This window comes from Mesorhizobium sp. M0751 (genome assembly GCF_040320265.1).
GTDB lineage: Bacteria > Pseudomonadota > Alphaproteobacteria > Rhizobiales > Rhizobiaceae > Mesorhizobium.
The window spans coordinates 138,024-161,042 of the sequence record NZ_JAMYPH010000008.1 but is presented as its reverse complement, the minus strand read 5'-3'; the positions used below and the strand labels follow the sequence as shown (position 1 = coordinate 161,042).

Sequence of the window (23,019 nt, the reverse complement as noted above, 5' to 3'; positions counted from 1 at the left end):
CCAGCGTCAACGGGACAGCCAGACGGACGAAATATGAAGACGACGAAGTTGACCGCCGAACCGGCAAGGCCGGCCACGGTCGAGGCGACAGCACTGTCAGCCGCCGATGTCCTTCGCAGGGAACAGGCATATGAGCAGCTGAGGAACGACATCATTGCCTGCGTGCTGCGCCCCGGTGAAGCGCTGACCGAGAAACAGATCGGCGATCGATACCAGATCAAAAAGGCGACCATCCGCGCCGCGTTGGCCCGCCTGATGCAGGAAGGGCTGGTCAGGAGCGAGCCGCGCCGTGGCTACGTCGTTGCAACGCTCAGCCTGCGCGACGTCAACGAGATCTTCGATGTCCGCAGCTTGATCGAACCGGAAGTGCTCAGGGTGGCGGCATCGAACATGACCGAGCGCGGGCTCGAGGATGTCAGGCTGGCAGCGCAAAAAGTGCTGAAGCCGGAGACGCTACGCAGCCACGTCGCCTTCCTGGCGGCCGATCGTGCCTTTCGTCTGGCCTTTGCGGAGCTCTCGGGAAATCTACGACTGGCGCATCTGCTGGACCAATTACTCGACCAGTCGGCGCGGGTTCTCCACCTCGGGTTCAAGTCGCGCGACTTCACCCAGTTGATCATCGCCCAGCAAAAGGAACTGGTTCTTGCCTGCGAGGCAGGCGACGTTTCCGCCATCGTCAAACTTGCCCGTTCGCAGTGCCTGTCTCTCAAGAAGCAGGTGCTCGAGGCTTTGCTTGCCGGTTCCAAGCTTCAGGACGTCAATTTGCAGCCCTTCGCCTAAAGCGCGTCACGGTCGACCTTGTTTCACCCAGCGCGCGTGCTGCCGCCCGTCCAGCGCTGCGGCCGGAAAAGATGCAGCCGCCGAGAAACGTGCCTTCGAGCGCTGCATAGCCGTGCATGCCGCCGCCGCCGAAACCGGCGGCTTCGCCCACCGCGTACAACCCCTCGACCGGTTGGCCGCCGGTACCCAGCACACGGCTGCCGAGGTCCGTCTCCAGCCCACCGAGCGTCTTGCGGGTCAGGATGCTGAGCCTGACGGCAATCAGCGGGCCATTGGCGGGATCGAGCAGCTTGTGCGGCCTTGCGGTGCGGATCAGCCGGTCGCCGAGATAGGCTCGCGCGCCGCGCAGCGCAGTAATCTGCATGTCCTTGGAGAACGGATTGTCGAGCTGCCGGTCGCGGGCGCGGATTTCGCGCTCGACTTGGCGCAATTCGAGCAGCGGCTCGCCGCCGGCCATTGCGTTCATGCGGGCGACCAGCGCCGGCAGTTCGGGCTCGACGATGAAATCCTCGCCCTTCTCCATGAACGCCTTGACCGGCCCGGGCACGCCGCTGGTGGCACGGCCAAGCACCTGGCGCCAGCTCTTCCCCGTCAAATCCGGGTTCTGCTCGGAGCCCGACAGCGCGAACTCCTTCCGGATGATCTTTTTGGTCAGGATGAACCAGGAATGATCGAAGCCGGTGCTCATGATGTGGCTGAGCGTGGCCAACGTGTCGAAGCCGGGATAAAGCGGCACCGGCAGGCGCTTGCCGCGCGCATCGAGCCACAGCGATGACGGGCCGGGCAGGATGCGGATCGCATGATCGGTCCAGATCGGTGCCCAGTTCCTGACGCCCTCGACATAGTGCCACATGCGGTCGCGGTTGATGAGCCTGCCGCCGGCAGCCTCGGCGATCGCCAGCATGCGGCCGTCGACATGGTCGGGAACGCCGGTGATCATGCGTTTCGGCGGCGCACCCAGCCGCTGCGGCCAATTCTGCCGGACCAGTTGGTGATCGGCGCCGATGCCGCCGGAGGCGACGATGACGGCTTGCGCCTTCAGCTCGAAATCGCCGGTGATCTCGCGCGAGCTCTTGCGGCCGCGCTCGGCATCGCTCGCCGCCAATATGTCGCCGCGCACGCCGTCGACGGCGCCGCCCGTCCGGGTCAATTCGTTGACCCGGTGACGGAATTTGAACCGGATCAGCCCGCGCTTCTCGGCCTCGCGCACGCGCTGCACGAACGGTTCGAGAACGCCGGGGCCGGTGCCCCAGGTGACATGGAAGCGCGGAACCGAATTGCCGTGGCCGACGGCATTGCCGCCGCCGCGTTCGGCCCAGCCGACCACCGGAAAGAATTTCAGGCCGCGCTGCATGAGCCAGGAGCGCTTCTCGCCGGCGGCGAAGCCGACATAGGCCTCGGCCCAGCGGCGCGGCCAAAGATCTTCCGTGCGGTCGAAGGCTGCGGTGCCCAGCCAGTCCTCGAGCGCCAGCTCATACGAATCGCGGATTCGCATGCGCCGTTGTTCGGGCGAATCGACGAGGAAGATGCCGCCGAGCGACCAGAATGCCTGGCCGCCAAGCGACTGCTCCGGCTCCTGCTCGATGATGATGGTCTTCTTGCCGGCCTCAGTCAGTTCGGCCGCCGCGACAAGGCCGGCAAGGCCGGCGCCGACAATGATCACATCCGCGTCGTCGGACATCTATCTGGCCATGATCTCGTCCAAAAACCGGTCCCCATTTTTGGGATCATGGCCGGCCTAGACGGCCTCCCAGCCTTCCTTCTCGCCGGCGCGGAAGATGGCATCGATGACCTTCTGGTTGAGCACCGATTCTTCCAGGGTGAAGACGCGGTCCTTGCCGCCCTGCGCCGCCCGCGCGAAGGCCTCGACCTCGAGCCGGTACTGTTGCGTGCCGGGAAAGCGGAACACCTGCGCCTCGCTGTGGTTCTGGTTGTGCAGCTCGACGCGGTGATGGTCGTAGAGCCCGGCGTTGAACGGTGAGAACACTTCGATGAAGCCCTTCTCGCCGTGGAACACCATCACCTGCCGCGCCGCCATCTGCGTCGACAGGTAGAAGGACAGCTCGAAATCGCCGAAATCGGCTCGGATCGAGGAATAGATGTCGGTGCCGAATGTCTTGTCGCGCTCGATCGTCGCCTGGACGCGCAGCGGCTCCTTGCCGGTCGAAAAGCGCGTCGATACCGTCGGATAGACACCGATGTCCGGCAGCGCGCCGCCGCCGAGATCGAGCTTGTTGCGCATGTTGTTGGGATCGACATTGTAATAGGAGAACGCGCCCTGGACATGGCGCAGCCGGCCGATGGCGCCGTTGGCGATCAGCTCGCGCACCTTGATCCATTGCGGATGGTAGACGACCATGAAGGCTTCGCAGACCAGCACCTTCCTGGCATCGCGCAGCTTGATCAGCGGCGGAATGTCCTTGGCATCGAGCGCCAGCGGCTTTTCGACCAGAACATGCTTGCCGGCCTCGATCGCCTTGGCCGTCCATTCGACATGCTGCGAGGTCGGCAGCGGAATGTAGACGCCGTCGATGTCGCTGGAGGCGAGCAGTTCCTCATAGGAGCCGAAAGCGTGGCGCGCACCGAAGCGTTCGCCAAGCGCCCGGGCTTTCGACAGATCACGGCTGGCAATCGCCGACAGCACGCCGTTCTCCGCCTCGACGATTGCCGGCAAAAGCTGCTCGCGGCCGATCTTGGCCGTCGACAAAACACCCCATCGGAACATCAGTTTTCTCCTCTCGATTGCAGGCCTGGAGGTTTGCCCTAATTCAGGAGAAAAGCCAATCAGCGCCTTCGTCATCCTCGGGCTTGACCTGACGATCCATGCCATGACAGTCGCCGAGGAATGCGACGAAACAGAATTCTGAACCGCTGCAACGCCTTGACGTTACGGCATGGATCCTGGGGTCTGCGCCGCGTCGCTTCGCTCCTTGCTCCGCCCCAGGATGACGATGCGAGACGTGTCTCTGCCAATCGCGAAGATGAAACTATCCCCTTCTACCCGTCAGCGTCATGTCGAAGTCGACGACGTTAGAATAGATCGGTGTGCCGACATCCATGCCGTAGCGCGACCGCAGCACCTTGCCGGTGACGTGGAATTTTATCGTGCCCGCCTTGAGGCCGCCAAGCTCGGCCGTGAACTTTTCCTGAAAGGTCTTGCCGCGCGCCGTCAGCCGGCCGGTGACAAGCGCCGACGTGTCGCCGGTGCGTTTGACGCTGGTCGAGCGGAACTGGATCTCCGGGTTGTTGGCCGCGTCGAAAACCGCGTCCGAGCGGAGAAAGGCATCGATGCGGCTTTGGCCGGTACCGACGCTTTCGGGAAAGATGGTGAAATTGACCTGGGACCGGCCGACATCGCTGTTGTCAATGAGGATACTGCCCTTGAAGCGGGAGAAAGCGCCGTCGAGGCCCCCGCCGCCGAGCTTGCCGATGGAGAAGTGGATGCTGGAACTCCCCGGGCTGATCGTGTAGCTGCCGGCCGCGTCGCCAAGGGCAACGGCAGCGAAGACAGGTATGGCAAAACAAGCGGCGGCGGCCGCAAATCCGAAGATGCGCGCGTACATGGAAATGGTCCTCTTGGTAGGCAACGCTTTCTTGCGTCCTCGCCCCATCAACGAATGAGCCGTCCGCTCTATTCCGTGTCGCGATCTGACGAAGCCGTGATCATGCGCGTCAGCACGGTATCCCTCAGCCAGAAATGGTGGCGCAGCGCCGCGGCGAGATGCAAAGCGACAAGTCCGATGCCGGCATAGGCGAGATACCAGTGCGTCGCTGCCCAGAAGCTTTCTGCCATGTCCGATACGCCAAGCGGCAGATTGCATGACAAACAGATTGAACGGCACGCTCGGGATCTCCAGCACCGAGACCGAGACCAGCGCCCAGCCGGACAACGGCAGAGCGAGCTGAAACGCATAAAGCGCGAGATGGACCAGCGGCGCCATCCGGCGCTCGAACGGCCCGACCGAGCGCGGCAGCGGCGGGGCCGGTCTGCCTAGGCGCCAGGCGATGCGCAGGATGACCAGCCCAAGCAGCAGGAAGCCGAAGGATTTATGCAGCTGGATCAGTTCGAATGCGGTGCGCTGGCTGGACAGCCGCACCATGACGAAGCCGAGCACGAACTGGCCGATAAAGATCGCCGCGATCAGCCAGTGAAGGATGATCGCCGTCCAGCCGTAGCCGGCCGTTTGGTTTTTGGGCAGTGCAGACATGGTCGGTGAACGAATGCCAGGTCGGGTTTCTTCCAGGCCAGAAAGGCGGTTCCACTTGTGTTTGGAGACGAATAATTGCCGGCGCCGGCGCCGCAACGGCCGTGAGATGAGCATTCAGCCTGAAGAGATTGCCCGCCGCCGTTCCGACGGTGCCCCTATGTACTCACCCCGAAGAAATCGGCAAAGGCCCTGAGTGCCGGCCGCATCTGGCGGCGGCTGGGGTAATAGACGAAGAAGCCGTCGAAGGGCGGGCACCAGTCCTCCAGTACGCGAACGAGCTTCCCGGCGGCGAGCGCGTCGCGGACATAGTCCTCGAACACGAAGGCGAGCCCGGCGCCGTCAACCGCGGCATTGGCAATCAGATGGTCCTCGTCGAGGATCAGCGGCCCTTGCACCGCTATCTCGATCTCTTCGCCGTTTTTCTCGAATTCCCAGCGGTAGAGAATGCCGCTGGAGAAGCGGAAACGGATGCAGCGGTGGCCGGCAAGATCGTGCGGATGGATCGGCCTGGGCCTGGTCTCGAAATAGGATGGCGCGCCGACCACGGCGCCGCGGAGGTTCGGCCCGATACGCACGGCGATCATGTCGCGCTGCAGGCTCTCGCCCAGCCGCACGCCGGCGTCGAAGCCGCCTTCGACGACATCGGTGAAGCGGTCCTCGATGACGATCTCCAGCACGATGTCCGGATAGGCCGCGGCAAAGGCGCCGAGTCGAGGCGTCAGCGTCAGATGGGCCGCGGTGCGCGGCACGTTGAGCCTCAGATTGCCGGCCGGCCGGTCGCGCGCCTCGATCGCCGATTCCAGCGCCAGGTCGATCTCCGACAGCGCCGGCCTGAGGCGCTCGAGCAATTGCGCGCCCTCCTCGGTCGGCGCGACGCTGCGCGTGCTGCGTGCCAGCAGGCGAACGCCGAGGCGGGCTTCGAGGCTGGACACCGCGTGGCTGACCGCCGATGGCGCGATTGCCAGCTCCTTGGCGGCGCCGCGAAAACTGCCGCATTGGGCGACCGTTGCCAGTACCGCAAGCTGTGAAAGATAGGTTCGCTTCATTGATCTATTTCTTGGAACAGCCCGTGCAAATGGGAGCCGATTATCGAACGCAGCGCAAGACGCTATCTCTGCGGCATCACAACCATCACAACAAGGAGACAGGTGATGCAAACCCGCAAGCTTGGCAATGAACTCGACGTCTACCCGGTCGGCCTCGGCTGCATGGGGATGAGCTTTGCCTATGGCGGCCAGCCGGAGGCAGACGCGATCGCCACGCTGCGCCATGCCGTCGACATCGGCGTCAACTTCTTCGACACGGCCGAAGTCTATGGCCCCTACGAGAACGAGATCCTGGTCGGCAAGGCGCTGAAGCCGGTGCGTGACAAGGTGACGATCGCAACCAAATTCGGCTTCAAGATCCTCGAAGAAGGCAGCGGCATGGAGCGCATGGCCGGTGTCGATAGCCGCCCGGAGCATGTCAAGGCCGTGGCCGAAGCGTCGCTGAAGCGGCTGGATACCGAAGTGATCGACCTCTACTATCAGCACCGCGTCGACCCCAACGTGCCGATCGAGGATACGGTCGGCGCCATGGCCGAGCTGGTGCGCGAGGGCAAGGTGCGGGCGCTCGGCCTGTCGGAGGCGAGTGCGGCTACCATCCGCCGGGCGCATGCCGTGCATCCGATCGCCGCCGTGCAGAGCGAGTATTCGCTGTGGACCCGCGATCCGGAAGAAGAAGTGTTTGCCGTCTGCCGCGAGCTCGGCATCGGCTTTGTCCCCTATAGCCCGCTCGGCCGCGGCCTGCTCACCGGCACGATCGCCAAGCCCGATGTTCTCGGCGCCGACGACTGGCGCCGCGGGTTGCCGCGCTTCCAGGCCGACGCCATGGCGGCCAATGCGGCGGTCGTCGCCGTGCTGGAAAAGATGGCCGCCGAGAAGGGCGTGACGCCGGCGCAGCTGGCGCTCGCCTGGGTGCTGCATCAGGGCGACTTCATTGTGCCGATCCCTGGTGCGCGAAAAATCCGCCATCTGGAGCAGAATACGGCGGCAGCCGATATCGTGCTGAGCCAGGCCGAAGTGGCATCTATTGGCGACGCCCTGTCGCCGGAGAAGGTGGTCGGCAAGCGCTATACTGAAGAGCTGCTGGCGTTGGTCAATGGGTGAACGGTAACCGACAGCGCAATCGAAACGAGGCGATTCGGCGCCCGGTTTTCGAGCGCCGCAGCGGTGCAAAATAATTGCGAGAAATTGGCGCGAGGCACCCCCCTCTGTCCTGCCGGACATCTCCCCCTCAAGGGGGGAGATCGGATGTCGCCTCGGCTTTCGCCAATCACCGGCGCCGGGAGGGCGGGCAGGGCGCTGGAACTGCCCAATCTCCCCCCTTGCGGGGGAGATGCCCGGCAGGGCAGAGGGGGGTGCCTCGCGCCGACATTCTACCAAGGCACGACACTGATCTCCGGCCAGTTCTCCTGTGCCCGCCTGCCCTTCATCTCATGCGTCCGCTGATTATCCAGCACCCTATTCGGCGTGATGCGAAATGAAAAAATGTCGTCGAGTCCGAATGGTGCCACCAGATCGAGGCGCCCCTCGGCATCGTAGCGTACGCCGACTGCATGCGTCTTCGACGCAAAATAGCTGAGCGCTTCGCTAGCGCTCGTATAACGCGGGCATTCCTGCCCGAACTTGACCGGATACCACAGATGCACCCGCGCCTGGTTGCGGATCTCGACCGGCCGGGGCAGATCGGCGAAGGCCGGCGCGGCGCGGGCGATCACCCTGTCCTCGGCCTCGTAGGACAGATCGCTCTCGTCAAAATAGAACAGGTCGACATCCCGGATGCCGTACCCCGAAGGCTTTCCGGTCAGATGGTTCCATGCGCTGTTGTAAAGCGCGCCGGACACGACCAGCCAGTCGGGGAGTTCGAGACCGCGTGCGCGAACCAGCGCTTCATGGATCAGGGCGTCTTTCGAGACGATGTCGAGAAACGCCGTGCGCTGAGTTTCGAAGGAGAGCCCGGAATAGCGCAGATGGTCCATCGGCTCTTGGAAGGCGATTCGCGATGCCTGCGCAATCCATCAGTTCATTATTCGTCAGGCTCTGCCCAGAAGAACGGTTCTTCGTTTGAAGGCCACTCTTCGCCATATGCAAAGCCCTCGATGGCGGCGAGCCTTCCTGTAACCTTGTCGAAGAACAAAACCATGCCGCAAGGAAGCCAGTCGGGGCCGACATGCGCTACTTTGGGCGAACTGAACACCCGACTCTCACATCGCAATTCCGGAGCAACCGATGAGGCAGTGACTCTGGTCATGAATCCTACAGGATCGCGGCTGCGTTCTTTGACTTTCAGCCCACTCATCATGTCAGGAGAAATGCCGGTGGAACGGCAGAACTCCTGGACGAAAAACACTTCCAGCGGAGTCAGGTGCATCTAGCTCAGCGGCAGAACGGACAGCGTTTCATTGGCGCTTGTACATCACGTCCGTTCGGATGACGTACTTGCGTCCCGACAGCACCTCGTCGCCGCGATGCTCGATCGGATGGTAGAACGCTAGTGCCATTCCTTTGTTCGGCTTCACCAGAAGACTGCTACCGGCATAGCCCGGCATCTCGCCGCGAAACGAGGTTCCTCCCCCTTCAAATCCATCCGATAGATAAATCATGAACGTGAACTGACTGCGCTCCAAGGCGTGGCGCTCGAAATAGCCGTCATGGTGCCAATCGAACTTCTGGCCCGGCCCATAGCGATAGAAACGGAAACGCTCATTCAGCCCGGTCAAGCGCCAGTCGCCGAGACCACGATAGAGCAGAGGCCGCGCCCGTGCGAAGAGCAAATCCGCAAGGTCCTCGTCATCGAAGACAACCCGGTCGTTATTGCGAAGCTCCTTCAGGACGGTGGCGCCGCCGGAGCTGTTCACCTTGGCCGCCTCGAAACCGCGCCGTTCACTGTCAGCGATCAGATCGGCGCATTCCTGGTCATCCAGGAAGCCGTCGATCGTCTCGATGTGAGTTGCCAGCCAGGTGATGGAGAGTTTGCTGGTGTGAACCATCATCGCACCCGTTCTAGGTTCTGAGCACACCGCCGGTCTGCTTGCCGACATTCTCGACGATGCGCTTGGCCAGCGCCTCGAAATCCTCGTCGGTCAGCGTCTTTTCGACCGGCTGGATCGACACCTCGATGGCGATCGATTTCTTCGCCGCCCCAAGTGCGGCACCTTCGAAAACGTCGAACACCGAGACCCCGGAAATCAACTTCCTGTCGGCGGCAAGGGCGGCGCGAACGAGTGTGCCGGCTTCGACCGCCTTGTCGACGACGAAGGCGAAATCGCGCTTGACCGCCTGGAAGGCGGACAGATCGAGCCTCGGCTTTGTCCGCGTCGGCTTGGCCTTCGGCTCGGGCACGGCATCGATGAACACTTCGAAGCCGCAGAGCGGGCCGGAGACGTCAAGCCCTTCCAGCGTCTTCGGGTGGAATTCGCCGAATGTGCCAAGCACGACCTTCGGCCCAAGCTTGATCGTGCCGGAGCGGCCGGGATGATACCAGGCCGGGCCGCCGGCCTCGATCTGCAGCCGCTCGACCGGCGCGCCGCAGGCTTCGAGTGCGGCGATCGCGTCGGCCTTGGCGTCGAAGACGCCCACGGCGCCGGCATTGCCGGCCCAATGGCGGCCGGAGCCCTCGAGCTTGGCGGTGCCGCGCCGCACGCCGGCGGCAACGCGCCGCTGCTGGTCGGCGCCGTCGCCCTCGTAAGTGCCTGACACTTCGAACAGCGCAACATCGCCGATGCCCTTGTCGGCATTACGCTGCGCGGCCGCAATCAGCCCCGGCAGCAGCGACGGCCGCATGTCCGACATATCGGCGGCGATCGGGTTGGCAAGCTTCAGCGCCTGCTGGCCGCCGCCGAACAATTCGGCGTGTTTTGCCGGAATGAACGACCAGGTGACGGCCTCCATCATGCCGCGCACGGCAAGCGCCCGCTTGGCGGCGCGGGTGCGGATCTGCAGCACAGTCAGGATCTTGGCGTTGACCGCATCGTGTGAACCAAGCGGCTGGGGCGCGATGTTGTCGACGCCGTGGATGCGCATGACCTCCTCGACCAGGTCGGCCTTGCCGTCGACATCCGGCCGCCAGGACCGGACCACCACATTGACGACGTCGCCGGCGCCCTCCGGCTTGAAGCCGAGGCGGGCTAGAATGTCGAGGCTCGTCGAGCGCGGCACTTCGATACCGGTCAGCCGCTTCACTTCCGACAATGGGAACGAGACGATCTTCGGCCGATGGCCGGCATAGCCGACGACCTCGGTTTGCGCCGGTGTGCCACCGCAGAAATCGAGCACCAGCTTCGTCGCCAGCTCCAGGCCGGGAACCATCATTTCCGGGTCGACGCCGCGCTCGAACCGATAGCGTGCATCGGTGATGATGCCGAGCGTGCGGCCGGTGCGGGCGGTGGCGATCGGGTCCCAAAGCGCGGACTCGATCAGCACGTCGATGGTGTTCTCGTCGCAGCCGGAATGCTCGCCGCCCATGATGCCGGCAATCGATTCGATGCCGTCCTGATCGGCGATCACGCACATCTCCGGCGTCAGCGTGTATTCGCGGCCGTCGAGCGCCAGCACCTTTTCGCCGTCACGCGCCCGGCGCACGGCGAGATTGCCGGTGACCTTCGCAGCGTCAAAAACATGCAGCGGCCGGCCGCGGTCGAAGGTGACGTAATTGGTGATGTCGACGAGCGCGCTGATCGGCCTCAAGCCGATGGCGAGAAGCCTTTGCTGCAGCCATTTCGGCGACGGTCCGTTCTTGACGCCGCGCACCAGGCGCAGCGCAAAGCCGGGACAGAGCTCCGGCGCTTCGATCGTCACCTTTACCGGCGTCTCGCCCTTGCCGGGGATCGGCTCTATCGGCGCGCTCTTCAGCGTGCCGAGCCCGCTCGCCGCCAGATCGCGGGCGATGCCATGGACACTGGTGGCATCCGGCCGGTTCGGCGTCAGATTGATCTCGATCACCGGATCGTCGAGATGGGCATAGGCGGCGAAACTGGTGCCGACCGGCGCATCGGCCGGCAGGTCTATGATGCCGTCATGCTCCTCGGACAGTTCGAGCTCGCGCTCGGAGCACATCATGCCGTGGCTTTCAACGCCGCGGATCTTGCCGACGGTCAGCGTCACGTCGATGCCGGGGATATAGGTGCCCGGTGCTGCAAAGGCGCCGATCAGTCCGGCGCGGGCGTTCGGCGCTCCACACACAACCTGCACAGGCGGCTTGCCGTCGCCTGTGTCGACGGTCAGCACGCGCAGCCGGTCGGCGTCTGGGTGCTGCACCGCCGTCACCACCTTGGCGATGACGAAGGGGGCCAGGCTCGCCCGGTCGTCGACATGCTCGACCTCGAGGCCGATAGAGGTGAGACGCTCGACGATTTCGGCCAGCGAAGCGTCGGTCTCGAGGTGATCCTTGAGCCAGGAGAGGGTGAGTTTCATGACTGTGTTCCGTCTGGTCTGGGCACGCTGCACTTGAAGCTATGCGGCCGCGCGTCGGACATGTGCAGGAAGGCGAGTTGCCCGGAGATTTGCTGCGGCCCGCTCGTCACGCGCTCAAGCCCCCGAACAGCGTCGGCATGTCGAGCGGCCTAAAACCGTAATGCGACAGCCAGCGGACATCGGCGTCGAAGAAGGCGCGCAGATCCGGCATGCCGTATTTCAGCATGGCGATGCGGTCGATGCCCATGCCCCAGGCAAAGCCCTGGTATTCGTCGGGATCGAGGCCGCCGTAACGGAGCACATTGGGGTGGACCATGCCGCTGCCGAGGATTTCCATCCAGTCCGAGCCCTCGCCGAAGCGCACCTCGCCGGGCCGCGAACGGTCGCACTGGATGTCGACCTCGAGGCTGGGCTCGGTGAACGGGAAGAAGGACGGCCGGAAGCGCATCTTGACGCTCGGCACCTCGAAGAAGGCCTTGCAGAACTCCTCCAGCACCCATTTCATGTTGGCGACATTAGCCGATTTGTCGATCACCAATCCCTCGACCTGATGGAACATCGGCGAGTGGGTGGCATCGGAATCCTGCCGGTAGGTCTTGCCAGGAATGACGATGCGGATCGGCGGCTTCTGCATCTCCATGGTGCGGATCTGCACCGGCGAGGTGTGGGTGCGCAAAAGCTTGCGTTCGCCCTGCGCGTCCGGCTGGAAGAAGAAGGTGTCGTGCATCTCGCGCGCCGGGTGGCCTTCCGGGAAGTTCAGCGAGGTGAAATTGTAATAGTCGGTCTCGATGTCCGGACCTTCGGCGATGGCAAAGCCGAGATCGCCGAAGATCGCCGCGATCTCGTCGATGACCTGGCTGATCGGATGGATGCGGCCGCGCTCGGCCGGCGATTGCCTGACCGGCAAGCTGACGTCGACCTTCTCGGCGGCAAGCCGTGCCGTGATCGCCACATCTTTCAGCTCGGCGCGGCGCGCCGAAAGCGCCTCGGTGACGCGGTTCTTGAGGCCGTTGATTGCCGGGCCTTTGACCTGTCGCTCCTCCGCGCTCATCGAGCCGAGCGTCTTCAGCATCTCGGAAACCGAGCCCTTCTTGCCGAGGGCCGAGACACGCACCGCCTCGATCGCCTGCTCGTCGGCGGCCGAGGCAATTTCGGCCATCAGGGAATTTTCGAGAGTTTCCATGTCACTCATGTTCCAGATCCGATTGGAAGCAAAGAAAAACCCGCGCCAGCCCTGCCAGCGCGGGTTTCCCAAATCAAGTGTCGAATAGCTTGGGAAGCGCTGGTCTTAAGCGACAGCGCTTTCAAAAGCATTCGGCGTGGTATTCTTCAGGTATTCGAGCGCAACCTTGGCCTTGGCCACAAGGGCCGCGAAGGCCTGCGGCTCGTGGATGGCCATGTCCGACAGGATCTTGCGGTCGATCTCGATGCCGGCCTTGTTGAGACCGTCGATGAAGCGGCCGTAGGTCAGGCCATGCTCATGCGTCGCCGCATTGATGCGCTGGATCCACAGCGCGCGGAACGAACGCTTGCGGTTCTTGCGGTCGCGATAGGCGTACTGCAGCGACTTTTCCACCGCCTGCTTGGCGATGCGGATGGTGTTCTTGCGACGGCCATAAAAACCCTTGGCGGCTTTCAGGACCTTCTTGTGCTTGGCGTGCGAGGTGACGCCTCTCTTTACGCGTGCCATGTCATGATCTCCTTAAAACGCTGTCCAGACCGAATGCCCTAGAGGCCGTTCGGCAGAAAATTCTTGATGACCTTCTTGCCATCCGGTTCAGCCAGAACCATCGTGCCGCGGGCATTTCGAATGAACTTGTTGGAACGCTTGATCATGCCGTGACGCTTGCCGGCCGCAGCCGACAGAACTTTACCCGTACCTGTGATCTTGAACCGCTTCTTGGCGGCCGATTTGGTCTTCATCTTGGGCATTTTGCTACTCCGTTTATATGCGCACCAACGCGCTTTTTGTTCGCTTCAGGCCGACCAAAGCCCGAAAAGCAAATGAAACCGCCACGGCATGCCCTGCCGGGCGGTTTTTTGGGAACGGCGGTCCTATACGTCAAAGCGGGGGCGCGCGCAACACCCATGGGAATGTGACGCAGGGCGGTCGCTTCGGGTTGAGTGCAGTCCGCGCCCCGGACCTGTTCCGTTGGCGCTGCCCCTCACCTGCCTGCCGGCATCCTCTCCCCGTTTAGTGACGGGGAGAGGGGCGCTCTCGTCGATGATTTCGCCAATCACCAGCGTTGCAGAAAAGGGCCAAAAAGCCCGCGCCAGCCCTTTCTCCCCGTTACTATACGGGGAGAAATGCCCGGCAGGGCAATGAGGGGCGGCACCGACATCGATAATCAGGACATTTTTTTGCTGAAGCGATTGCTCTGAGGTGCAGCACTCTTTCATTCGTCGGGCAGGGATCAGGGGAAACGGAACAGCACCGGCAATATGCCGGACTGCTGGGCGCCGTCGATCAGTTCGAAAGCCGGCAAGGCAACCAGGAAGACCAGACCGTCCAGCAGCGTGGTTCGCAGCAGGCGCGGCTTGAAGCCGCCGGTGTCGCCTTCCTGATACAGCGACAGCTTCGGAAAAAAGCGCGGCACTTTCGCCAGGTAGGCCTGGTATGGCGCGCCGAGAACCTCCTTGAGGAATTTCTCCTCGCGCAGGATAACGATGTAAAAGGCACCCGCGCAGAGCGCTCCAAAGCCGATCGTGGCGGTGAAGGAGCCGATCTGTGCGCCGACACCGGCGGCAGCTAAAGTTGAGAAGACATAGAGCGGGTTGCGGGTGATCGAATAAGGTCCGCCGGTCACCACTTCGGAAGATTTGCGTCCGCCAATATAGAGCGTCGACCACAAGCGCCCGACGATGCCGAGAAAGATCAGCACGACGCCGACCATTTCGATCGTTTCATGCACAGGCGTATCGGGCGGAAAAACCGACTGCCCGAACAAAAGTATCGCGAACAGGACGACGACGACGACGCCAAGCACCATCCTGCGTGTGTGCTGGTAGCTGCCCAGCCCATATTTGGCTTCCGAATGCTTGACGTCATTGACCATGTCGGGAATCCGATCGTCGAGGGAACCAGAGCGTCTTTGCTCTCGCCGGCGATCGCAGCGTCTGGCCAAGAAAACAGGCGCCCCGCCGATCGCCGGGACGCCTTGCAACATGATTCAGGCGGATTTTATGCACGTCGCCCAAAAAGCCTGCCCACGGGCTTGACCCGAGGGTGCGCAGCGGTTTTGGGACAACGACATCCACAAAACAGAACTAAAGCGCAACGCGCTTAGCGGGGCGCCAGCACCATCATCATCTGGCGGCCTTCGAGTTTCGGTTCGGCTTCGACCTTGGCGATGGGCGCCACTTCCTCGCGAACCTTGTTCAGAAGCTGCATGCCGAGTTCCATATGCGCCATCTCGCGACCGCGGAAGCGCAGCGTCAGCTTGACCTTGTCGCCTTCCTCGAAAAAGCGCCGGACGGCCTTCATCTTGGTCTCGTAGTCGTGGCTGTCGATGTTCGGGCGCATCTTGATCTCCTTGATCTCGATGACCTTCTGGTTCTTGCGCGCTTCGGCCGCCTTCTTCTGGTTGGCGTATTTCAGCTTGCCGAGATCGAGGATCTTTACGACGGGCGGCACTGCATTGGGCGATATCTCGACCAGATCGAGCCCAGCCTCTTCGGCGAGCAGCAATGCGTCGTTGATGGAGACATCGCCGCGGTTCTGGCCTTCGGCGTCGATTAGCTGGACCCGGGGAACCCGGATATCACGGTTGGAGCGCGGGCCTTCCTTGGTGGGCGCCGCTGCTTTGAAAGGTCTGCGAATGGTCGTGGTCTCCTTGAGCCGTTTCGTTAAGGGGTTCTTCAGTTCAGAATTGCGAACGCGCAATGTGGTGAGCGCGCGGTCGGAGTCAATAGCACAGCATTCTCAGGAAATCACCTGCTCGATGAGAAGAGCAAAACCCAAAGCGGCAAACAAACCGAGCTACGCATGAACGATGGTCAGTAGCCGGAGAGCCAGGCTCGGATATCGTCAAGCGAGCGCATCAGAACCGAAGGGTTATCGCGCGCCGGGATGAATCCCCAGCTTTGCCAGAATGTCTCGGCCTCACGATCAATGGCGCGCACAATGACGGCGCGGCCTGCGACGATAGCCGCGCCGGCGATACACCGTTGCAAGGCGTCCTTCACAAGCGCCGAGCCTATCCCCCGGCCGGCATAGCGGCGGTCTACAGCCAGCTGGCCGATTAGCAAACAGGGAATTGGATCCGGCGGGCGCCTCGTTCGGATGGCACGTGGAGCGGTATTGGGCTCGATCACAGTCGGAGCCAAGCCGTAGTAGCCGATCACCTGACCAGCATCGTGAACTACAAGGACCAGCGTAAAGCCACGCGCGTGATTCGAACGGGCGAAGTTCGCCAGCCAATGGTCAAGTGCGGGCTTGCCGCATTCGAACCCTTCCAAGCGATGTCTGTCCGAGAGGAGTTCGACACCAGACAGCGCCACCCGATTCAGCTGCTCTTGCGTCGCAGGCGCTCGGCGACCTTGGGTGGAATGGGAGCAGGCGGCGCACTGATCGCCTGCACGAAGTCCTGAAAAGCGTCTGGGGAGAGTCGGATGACGGTTTCGTTCAGGATGGCGGTTTGCGCCTCCTGAATTGCTGCGCGTCGCATGAATTCCGTTCTCGAAAGGCCAAGCAGGTCTGCGCCACGATCTATGATCGCAAGATCATCGTTGCGGAACCGCATCGATACGGGCGTCTCTTTTCTCGGTGACAGGGCGGACATTGCGCGGCTTCCTGGACGGTCAAAGACATATAGGGCTCTGTAACGCGATACGCAATACATTAAGCAAGCGACACCGTGTCAATGGGAACGCGAAGGCAAATCAGCGCCGTTGCACCAAGCTAAAGACACCGCAGAGCACTTTTCGTTGAATGCCTTGCTGTGCCAAAAGACCGGCGTGAGGGAATATAGCATGAGCGCCACCACCCCGATCTTCCTGGACGTCGACGGGACGAGCATCGCCGTCAGGCATGCGGCAGGTGCCGAGCCCGGCATCGTCTGGCTTGGCGGCTACAAATCCGACATGCTGGGCACCAAGGCCGAAACCCTGTCGGAATGGACGCGCAAAGAAGGCCGCGCCTTTCTGCGCCACGATTATTCCGGCCATGGCGAATCGAGTGGCGCCTTTGCCGAGGGCACCATCTCGAAATGGCTGGGCGAGAGCCTGGCGGTTTTCCACCGCTTCACCCAGGGCAGGCAAATCGTGGTCGGCTCGTCGATGGGCGCGTGGGTCGCGCTGCGGATGGTGCAGGAGTTGCGCAAGTCGGGCGAGAACAGTGTCGCCGGCCTTGTGCTGCTGGCGCCGGCGCCCGATTTCACGTTCGACCTGGTGGAGCCGGTGCTGACCGGAGCGCAAAAGCGCGACCTCAGGAAAAAAGGCTTTTTCGAAGAGCCGTCGGATTATTCAGCCGAGCCTTACATCTACACGCGCGCTCTGATCGAGGACGGCCGCAACAACCGGGTGATGACCGGGCCGATCGACACGCACTGCCCGGTCCATATCCTGCAAGGGCTGGCCGATTCTGACGTGCCGTCGAGCCATGCGCTGAAGCTGGTCAGCCTGCTGCCTGCCGACGACGTCACGCTGTCGCTCATTCCCGACGGCGACCACCGCCTGTCGCGGCCGCAGGATCTCGACATGCTGGTGCGGGCGGTGGACGCGATGGTGCGGCAGGCGGGATAGAGACATGCGCATTTCCATTCCGGTGTCCGCCTCCGTGGCGGCGATCGTCGGCTTCGGCGGTACGCTGGCCATCGTCATTGCCGCCGCCAAGGCGGTCGGCGCAACGCAGGTCGAGACCGCAAGCTGGGTGACGGCGCTTTGCCTGGCGATGGCGGTCGAGAGCCTGTGGCTGTCGTGGCGTACGAAAATGCCGGTCATCACCGCCTGGTCGACGCCAGGCGTCGCGCTGATCGCCGCATCGACCGGCTTTTCGATGGGCGAGGCGGTTGGCGCCTTCATCATCACCGCGGTCCTGCTGATCACCACAGGCCTGTTCAGGCCGTTGACCAAGCTGATCGCCAGAATACCGGCTTCGGTCGCATCCGGAATGCTGGCCGGCATCGTCGTCACCTTCGCCATCAATGCGGTGAAAACCGTCCCCGTCGACCCCTGGCTGATCCTGCCGCTGGTTGCGGCGTTCTTCGCCATCCGCCTGTTCAACCCGGCGCTGTCGGTGCTGCTGGTGCTGATCGGCGGCGGTCTCGCCGCCTTTCTCACCGGCCGGGTCGGCGGTCTGCCGGCACCGGAACTTTCGAGCTTGACGCTGGTGATGCCGCAGTTCAGCGCCACCGCGATCATCGGCCTCGCCTTGCCGCTCTACCTCGTCACTATGGCCTCGCAGAACTTGTCCGGCCTCGCCGTGCTGAGGGCAGCCGGCTATCATCCCGAACCCGGGCCGCTGATCGGCGTCACCGGCCTGTTTTCGCTGCTGACGGCGCCGTTCGGCGCCTCGACCACCAATCTGGCGGCGATCTCCGCGGCGATCTGCACCGGGCCTGATGTGCATCCCGATCCGGCCGAGCGCTGGAAGACCGGTCCGTTCTACGCGCTGGCCTATCTCGTCTTTGCCCTGTTCGGCGCATCTCTGGTGGCGATCTTCGCCGTATTGCCGCAGAGCCTGATCGCGCTGGTCGCCGGCCTGGCGCTAATGGCACCGCTCGCCAATGCGCTGTCGATCGCCTTGAAAGACGAGGACGAGCGGATGGCCGCCACCGTCACCTTCGCCGTCACCGCATCGGGGCTGACGCTGTTCGGCGTCGGCGCGGCGTTCTGGGGGCTGATTGCGGGATTGGTCGTGCTTTTCCTCGAAAAGGTCAAAAAGCGATAATCATTTCAGCCGCTTGTCCGGTTTTGGCGGTTGCTGTCTTGAATCGCCGTTTTCTCCATCCCATTTCGATTCCACGCAGCCGGATTTGGCTGTCTCCAACTGAAGGATTGGGAGAAATGAACACATCTGCATTGATCCGTCCGGCCTGGACGCCGGCGACCATCGCGTTGATGGTGATCGGGTTCATGGTGTTCTGGCCGCTCGGCTTAGCCATGCTCGCCTACATCATCTGGGGCGACAGGCTCGACGGCTTCAAGCGTGACGTCAACCGCGCCACCGACGGCATCTTCGCCGGCTGCCGCCGCGGTTCCGATAAGGCCGCGCGCTGGGGTCATGGCTCCGCCCGCACCGGCAACGTCGCTTTCGACGATTGGCGCGAAAAGGAGCTCGAGCGGCTTGCCGAGGAACGCCGCAAGCTCGACGAGATGCTGAGCGAGTTCGACGAATATGCCCGTGAATTGCGCCGCGCCAAGGACCAGGAAGAGTTCGACCGCTTCATGGCCAACCGCAACAAGTCGACGTCGCCCACGACCGGATCGACGACGAACAACAAATCCAGCGGCACGCCGGGCCTGCTCGACGAGTAAGGTCCAGTGCGCAGATAAATAATCCAACGGCGTCGCGTCAGCGGCGCCGTTTCTTTTTTGTTCTAGTCGTTTCCCTCGAATCACGTATCGTCCCGGAATGTCCTTCGGCTTCTTTCGCACCCCGACGAAACCCAAGCCCACGCCGGTCGTGGAGCGCGAGCATTGCGTTGCCGGCCGCACGCTGCCGCTCAAGATCGTCGAGAACGACCGGGCGCGGCGCCTGACGCTGCGCATCGATTCCGGCGGCCGTGGTCTGCGCATCACCGTGCCGCCGGGGCTGCGGCGCGGCGAGGTGGAAAAATTCCTCGACCGCCATCAGGACTGGCTGGAGCAAAGGCTGGCCAAAGTGCCCAATCGGCCGCAGGTGCGGCCCGGCATCAAGATACCGGTGCGTGGCGTGCCGCATCGCATCGTCCATGAACCGTCGAAACGCGGCACCGTCACGCTGTCGCGCGACGAGCGCGGGCCGCTGATGATCGTGCATGGCGAACGCGTGCATCTGCCGCGCCGCATCGCCGATTTCCTCAAGCGCGAAGCCAAGCGCGAGATCGAAGCGCTGGTGACCAAGCACAGTGCTGCGGTCGGCAAGCGCGCCAAGGCGATCCGCTTCAAGGATACGTCGAGCCGCTGGGGATCGTGCACGTCGGAGGGCAATCTGTCGTTTTCCTGGCGCATCATGATGGCGCCGCGGCCGGTGATAAACTACCTCGTCGCGCATGAGGTGGCGCATCTCAAGGAGATGAACCACGGCCCGAAATTCTGGAAATTATGCGAGCAGCTTTGCCCGGACACCGTGCGCTGCAGGGACTGGCTCAAGCGCAATGGCGGCGCGCTGCAGGCGATCACGTTCGAGTAGTTGTCCGATCAATCGTCATTCGCCGCGTTCAACTCCTCCGGCCGCAACCCCTCATCGACATGGCGCGGCCAAGGCAGGAAATCCTGTTCGAAGGTGTCGTTGCTGAAATAGGCCAGCGCCCGGTGCGCCTCGGCGCCGTTGAAAGCGGCCTTGTCCATCAAATGAGCGATGACCTCATGGGCCTGCGCCAGCTTGTGCCTGAGTTCCGCGACGGTCTTTTCCGGCATGGTCTTTGTTCTCCCGCCTTTGTGCCTGAGCAAGTAGCGTGTTGCGCTCTTATATTAGCAAGGTGGCGCGTTCCGCTCTTACATTAGCAAGGTAGCGCGTTCCGCGCCGGCGGCAAACAGGATGCTTTTTCTCGACTCTTTGGCCGTTTCGTGCCAATCCCGCGCCATGGCGCTCGACATCAAGATATGCGGGTTGAAGACCGACAAGGCTCTGGCTGCGGCATTGGCCGGCGGCGCCAGCCATGTCGGCTTCATTTTCTTTGCCAAAAGCCCGCGCTATGTCGAGCCGGCGGAAGCCGGCCGCCTGCGCGAAGCGGCGCGCGGCAAGGCCAAGGCGGTTGCGGTGACGGTCGACGCCAGCGAGGCGTTCCTGGACGAGATCGTCAAAAAGATGCAGCCCGACATGCTGCAGCTTCACGGCGTCGAAACGCCCGGGCGGGTGGCCGAGGTGAAGGCGCGCTACGGCTTGCCGGTGATGAAGGCACTGCCGGTCGGCGAGGCTGCCGATCTCGAGCGGGTCAAACCCTTCATCGGCATTGCCGACCGTTTCCTGTTCGACGCCAAGCCGCCTAAGGGTTCGGAATTGCCGGGCGGCAACGGCCTTGCCTTCGATTGGCGCGTTCTGGCCGGCCTTGACGCCGGCGTCGATTACATGCTTTCCGGTGGGCTCAATGCCGGCAATATCGGCGACGCCCTTCGGCTGGCGAACCCGCCCGGAATAGATGTTTCCTCGGGCGTGGAGAGCGCGCCGGGCATCAAGGAACCGGCGCTGATCGAACAATTTTTCCGGGCCGCCGGGGCAGCACGCGACAACCGCGCCGCCTGAGCACGCTTAAAACCACAGACCAGGAGATCGGCGATGGACAAGCCGGCGATACCGAATTCCTTCCGCACCGGCCCCGACGAGCAGGGCATGTTCGGCATTTTTGGCGGTCGTTTCGTTGCCGAAACGCTGATGCCGCTGATCCTCGAGCTGGAACGGCACTGGAACGAAGTCAAGAACGACCCGGATTTCAAGGCCGAACTGACCGATCTCTCGACGCATTATGCCGGCAGGCCGTCGAAGCTCTATTTCGCTGAAGGCCTGACCCGGCATCTTCGCGAGGTTTCCGCGGCTAAGGGTCTCGGGGGCGGCGCAAAAGTCTATTTCAAGCGCGAGGACCTGAACCACACCGGCTCGCACAAGATCAACAACTGCCTCGGCCAGATCCTGCTCGCCAAGCGCATGGGCAAGACGCGGATCATCGCCGAGACCGGTGCCGGCCAGCATGGCGTCGCTTCCGCCACAGTGGCGGCGCGCTTCGGGCTTCCCTGTATCGTCTATATGGGCGCGACCGATGTCGCCCGGCAAAGCCCCAACGTGTTTCGCATGAAGCTTCTGGGCGCCGAGGTGCGGCCGGTGACCGCCGGCCACGGCACGCTGAAGGACGCCATGAACGAGGCGCTGCGCGACTGGGTGACCAATGTCGACGATACCTATTACCTGATCGGCACCGCCGCCGGCCCGCACCCCTATCCGGAGCTGGTGCGCGACTTCCAGTCGGTGATCGGCACCGAGGCGCGTGCCCAGATCCTCGAGCAGGAAAGCAGGCTGCCGGACACCATCATCGCTTGTGTCGGCGGCGGTTCCAACGCTATCGGCCTGTTCCATCCCTTCCTCGACGACAGTGAGGTGCGCATCATCGGCGTCGAAGCCGGCGGCCGCGGCCTCGACGGCATCGAGCATTGCGCCTCGATGAGTGCCGGCGCGCCCGGTGTGCTGCACGGCAACCGTACCTACCTCCTGCAGAACGCCGACGGCCAGATCATGGACGGCCACTCGATCTCGGCCGGCCTCGACTATCCCGGCGTCGGGCCGGAGCACTCGTGGCTGCGCGATTCCGGCCGCGTCGACTATGTGCCGATCCTCGACAGCGAGGCGCTGGAGGCGTTTCAGTTGACGACACGCGTCGAGGGCATCATTCCTGCGCTTGAATCGGCCCATGCCATCGCACAGGCGGTGAAGATCGTGCCTGATATGGACAAGGACCAGATCGTCATCGTCAACCTGTCCGGCCGCGGCGACAAGGACGTGCATACGGTGGCCAATATGCTGGGCATGGAGATCTGATCATGGCCACCCGTATCGACCGCCGCATGGCAAAGCTGAAGGCCGAGGGGCGCCCGGCACTCGTCACCTATTTCATGGGCGGCGACCCCGACTACGACACGTCCCTGTCGATCATGAAGGCGCTGCCCGGCGCCGGCAGCGACATCATCGAGCTCGGCATGCCGTTTTCCGATCCAATGGCCGACGGCCCGGCGATCCAGGCGGCCGGCCTGCGGGCGCTGAAGGGCGGCCAGACCCTGGTCAAGACGTTGAAGATGGCCTCGGAATTCCGCGCCGGCGACAGTGAAACGCCGATCGTCTTGATGGGCTATTACAATCCGATCTACATCTACGGCGTCGAGCGCTTCCTGAGCGATGCGCTGGCCAGCGGCATAGACGGGCTGATCGTCGTCGACCTGCCGCCTGAGATGGACGAGGAACTTTGTATCCCGGCACTCAAGGCCGGCATCAATTTCATCCGGCTGGCGACGCCGACCACCGACGACAAGCGCCTGCCCAAGGTGCTGCAGAACACCTCCGGCTTCGTCTATTATGTGTCGATGACCGGTATCACCGGTTCGGCGCTGGCCGACACCGGCAAGGTGGCGGCAGCGGTCAAGCGCATCAAGAGCCATACCGACCTGCCGGTCTGCGTCGGCTTCGGCGTCAAGACCGCCGAGCAGGCGCGCATCATCGGTGCGTCGGCCGACGGCGTCGTCGTCGGCACCGCAATCGTCAATGCCGTCGCCAACGTGCTCGGGCCGAGGGGCGAAAAGACCGCCGATCCGGCCGAGGCCGTCGCCACGCTGGTCAGCGGGCTTTCGCAAGGGGTTCGCGCGGCTCGCCTTGCTGCCGCCGAATAATCTTGATCTTCTGGTTGGCCATGATCTTTGCCGAAAACCGGTTTCCACTTTTCGGGATCATGGTCTAA

25 protein-coding genes and 1 pseudogene are annotated in these 23,019 nt (G+C 63.1%); 9 read left to right on the top strand and 17 right to left on the bottom strand.

Annotated features, from left to right (window positions below):
* Positions 1-33 precede the first annotated feature (33 nt).
* The gene (locus NKI19_RS15265; RefSeq protein WP_352490430.1) at positions 34-780 is read left to right on the top strand and encodes a GntR family transcriptional regulator; all 747 of its coding nucleotides are present in this window, start codon (positions 34-36) and stop codon (positions 778-780) included.
* On the opposite strand, the gene NKI19_RS15260 is transcribed toward NKI19_RS15265, so the two are convergent.
* The 5 genes and pseudogenes from NKI19_RS15260 to NKI19_RS15240 form a co-directional block, all read right to left on the bottom strand.
* Positions 758-2,461 carry an FAD-binding dehydrogenase gene (locus tag NKI19_RS15260; RefSeq protein ID WP_352490431.1) on the bottom strand — a complete coding sequence of 568 codons (1,704 nt, stop codon included), beginning with the start codon at positions 2,459-2,461 and terminating at the stop codon, positions 758-760. The two genes, NKI19_RS15265 and NKI19_RS15260, sit on opposite strands and share 23 nt — an antisense overlap.
* 57 nt (positions 2,462-2,518) lie before the next feature.
* Entirely contained in the window at positions 2,519-3,505 is a 987-nt protein-coding gene (locus tag NKI19_RS15255; RefSeq protein ID WP_352490432.1) for a Gfo/Idh/MocA family protein, read from the bottom strand.
* A gap of 262 nt (positions 3,506-3,767) precedes the next feature.
* Positions 3,768-4,343 carry a YceI family protein gene (locus NKI19_RS15250; protein ID WP_352464618.1) on the bottom strand — a complete coding sequence of 192 codons (576 nt, stop codon included), beginning with the start codon at positions 4,341-4,343 and terminating at the stop codon, positions 3,768-3,770.
* Positions 4,344-4,411: 68 nt separating this feature from the next.
* Positions 4,412-4,988: pseudogene (locus tag NKI19_RS15245) on the bottom strand (cytochrome b).
* A 155-nt stretch (positions 4,989-5,143) separates the two neighbouring features.
* Positions 5,144-6,034 (bottom strand): LysR family transcriptional regulator, encoded by an 891-nt coding sequence (locus NKI19_RS15240; protein ID WP_352490433.1) that lies wholly within the window; start codon positions 6,032-6,034, stop codon positions 5,144-5,146.
* A 105-nt stretch (positions 6,035-6,139) separates the two neighbouring features.
* Between NKI19_RS15240 and NKI19_RS15235 the strand changes: the two genes are divergently transcribed.
* On the top strand, positions 6,140-7,135 hold the full coding sequence (locus NKI19_RS15235; RefSeq protein WP_352490434.1) for an aldo/keto reductase: 996 nt from the start codon (positions 6,140-6,142) through the stop codon (positions 7,133-7,135).
* Between the two features lie 269 nt (positions 7,136-7,404).
* On the opposite strand, the gene NKI19_RS15230 is transcribed toward NKI19_RS15235, so the two are convergent.
* The 11 genes from NKI19_RS15230 to NKI19_RS15180 form a co-directional block, all read right to left on the bottom strand.
* Positions 7,405-8,007, bottom strand: coding sequence for a nucleotidyltransferase family protein (locus tag NKI19_RS15230; RefSeq protein ID WP_352490435.1), 603 nt, complete (start codon positions 8,005-8,007; stop codon positions 7,405-7,407).
* Between the two features lie 47 nt (positions 8,008-8,054).
* Positions 8,055-8,399 carry a hypothetical protein gene (locus NKI19_RS15225; protein ID WP_352490436.1) on the bottom strand — a complete coding sequence of 115 codons (345 nt, stop codon included), beginning with the start codon at positions 8,397-8,399 and terminating at the stop codon, positions 8,055-8,057.
* 28 nt (positions 8,400-8,427) lie between these two features.
* The gene (locus tag NKI19_RS15220; RefSeq protein ID WP_352565676.1) at positions 8,428-9,021 is read right to left on the bottom strand and encodes a prolyl hydroxylase family protein; all 594 of its coding nucleotides are present in this window, start codon (positions 9,019-9,021) and stop codon (positions 8,428-8,430) included.
* A 10-nt stretch (positions 9,022-9,031) separates the two neighbouring features.
* Entirely contained in the window at positions 9,032-11,440 is a 2,409-nt protein-coding gene (gene pheT, locus NKI19_RS15215; protein ID WP_352951162.1) for a phenylalanine--tRNA ligase subunit beta, read from the bottom strand.
* Between the two features lie 106 nt (positions 11,441-11,546).
* Positions 11,547-12,632: a phenylalanine--tRNA ligase subunit alpha gene (gene pheS, locus NKI19_RS15210; RefSeq protein WP_352490439.1), complete on the bottom strand. Its 1,086-nt coding sequence runs from the start codon at positions 12,630-12,632 to the stop codon at positions 11,547-11,549.
* 96 nt (positions 12,633-12,728) lie between these two features.
* Positions 12,729-13,130, bottom strand: coding sequence for a 50S ribosomal protein L20 (rplT, locus tag NKI19_RS15205; protein ID WP_006201247.1), 402 nt, complete (start codon positions 13,128-13,130; stop codon positions 12,729-12,731).
* A gap of 38 nt (positions 13,131-13,168) precedes the next feature.
* Positions 13,169-13,372 carry a 50S ribosomal protein L35 gene (gene rpmI / locus NKI19_RS15200; RefSeq protein ID WP_006201248.1) on the bottom strand — a complete coding sequence of 68 codons (204 nt, stop codon included), beginning with the start codon at positions 13,370-13,372 and terminating at the stop codon, positions 13,169-13,171.
* 482 nt (positions 13,373-13,854) lie between these two features.
* On the bottom strand, positions 13,855-14,496 hold the full coding sequence (locus NKI19_RS15195; protein ID WP_352490440.1) for a methyltransferase family protein: 642 nt from the start codon (positions 14,494-14,496) through the stop codon (positions 13,855-13,857).
* Positions 14,497-14,723: 227 nt separating this feature from the next.
* Positions 14,724-15,260, bottom strand: coding sequence for a translation initiation factor IF-3 (gene infC, locus NKI19_RS15190; RefSeq protein WP_023677573.1), 537 nt, complete (start codon positions 15,258-15,260; stop codon positions 14,724-14,726).
* A 176-nt stretch (positions 15,261-15,436) separates the two neighbouring features.
* The gene (locus tag NKI19_RS15185; protein WP_502899290.1) at positions 15,437-15,898 is read right to left on the bottom strand and encodes a GNAT family N-acetyltransferase; all 462 of its coding nucleotides are present in this window, start codon (positions 15,896-15,898) and stop codon (positions 15,437-15,439) included.
* A gap of 47 nt (positions 15,899-15,945) precedes the next feature.
* Positions 15,946-16,221, bottom strand: a complete 276-nt coding sequence (locus NKI19_RS15180; protein WP_352490442.1) for a type II toxin-antitoxin system TacA family antitoxin — start codon at positions 16,219-16,221, stop codon at positions 15,946-15,948.
* 190 nt (positions 16,222-16,411) lie between these two features.
* Here NKI19_RS15180 and NKI19_RS15175 point away from each other — a divergent pair, with 190 nt between their 5' ends.
* The 4 genes from NKI19_RS15175 to NKI19_RS15160 all read left to right on the top strand — a co-directional run bounded on the left by NKI19_RS15175 (position 16,412) and on the right by NKI19_RS15160 (position 19,772).
* Positions 16,412-17,182 carry an alpha/beta hydrolase gene (locus NKI19_RS15175; RefSeq protein ID WP_352565674.1) on the top strand — a complete coding sequence of 257 codons (771 nt, stop codon included), beginning with the start codon at positions 16,412-16,414 and terminating at the stop codon, positions 17,180-17,182.
* 4 nt (positions 17,183-17,186) lie between these two features.
* The gene (locus NKI19_RS15170; RefSeq protein ID WP_352490444.1) at positions 17,187-18,329 is read left to right on the top strand and encodes a benzoate/H(+) symporter BenE family transporter; all 1,143 of its coding nucleotides are present in this window, start codon (positions 17,187-17,189) and stop codon (positions 18,327-18,329) included.
* Between the two features lie 116 nt (positions 18,330-18,445).
* The gene (locus NKI19_RS15165; RefSeq protein ID WP_352490445.1) at positions 18,446-18,916 is read left to right on the top strand and encodes a DUF2852 domain-containing protein; all 471 of its coding nucleotides are present in this window, start codon (positions 18,446-18,448) and stop codon (positions 18,914-18,916) included.
* A 97-nt stretch (positions 18,917-19,013) separates the two neighbouring features.
* Entirely contained in the window at positions 19,014-19,772 is a 759-nt protein-coding gene (locus tag NKI19_RS15160) for a M48 family metallopeptidase (protein WP_352490446.1), read from the top strand.
* 8 nt (positions 19,773-19,780) lie between these two features.
* Here NKI19_RS15160 and NKI19_RS15155 read toward each other — a convergent pair whose 3' ends face one another.
* Positions 19,781-19,999, bottom strand: a complete 219-nt coding sequence (locus NKI19_RS15155) for a hypothetical protein (protein WP_352464644.1) — start codon at positions 19,997-19,999, stop codon at positions 19,781-19,783.
* 166 nt (positions 20,000-20,165) lie between these two features.
* Between NKI19_RS15155 and NKI19_RS15150 the strand changes: the two genes are divergently transcribed.
* From NKI19_RS15150 to trpA, 3 genes are read left to right on the top strand one after another with little or no spacing between them, the layout of a single operon-like run.
* Positions 20,166-20,825, top strand: a complete 660-nt coding sequence (locus tag NKI19_RS15150) for a phosphoribosylanthranilate isomerase (RefSeq protein ID WP_352565682.1) — start codon at positions 20,166-20,168, stop codon at positions 20,823-20,825.
* A gap of 33 nt (positions 20,826-20,858) precedes the next feature.
* Entirely contained in the window at positions 20,859-22,109 is a 1,251-nt protein-coding gene (gene trpB / locus NKI19_RS15145; RefSeq protein ID WP_352490447.1) for a tryptophan synthase subunit beta, read from the top strand.
* Positions 22,110-22,111: 2 nt separating this feature from the next.
* Positions 22,112-22,951, top strand: a complete 840-nt coding sequence (gene trpA, locus NKI19_RS15140; protein ID WP_352490448.1) for a tryptophan synthase subunit alpha — start codon at positions 22,112-22,114, stop codon at positions 22,949-22,951.
* Positions 22,952-23,019: the final 68 nt, after the last annotated feature.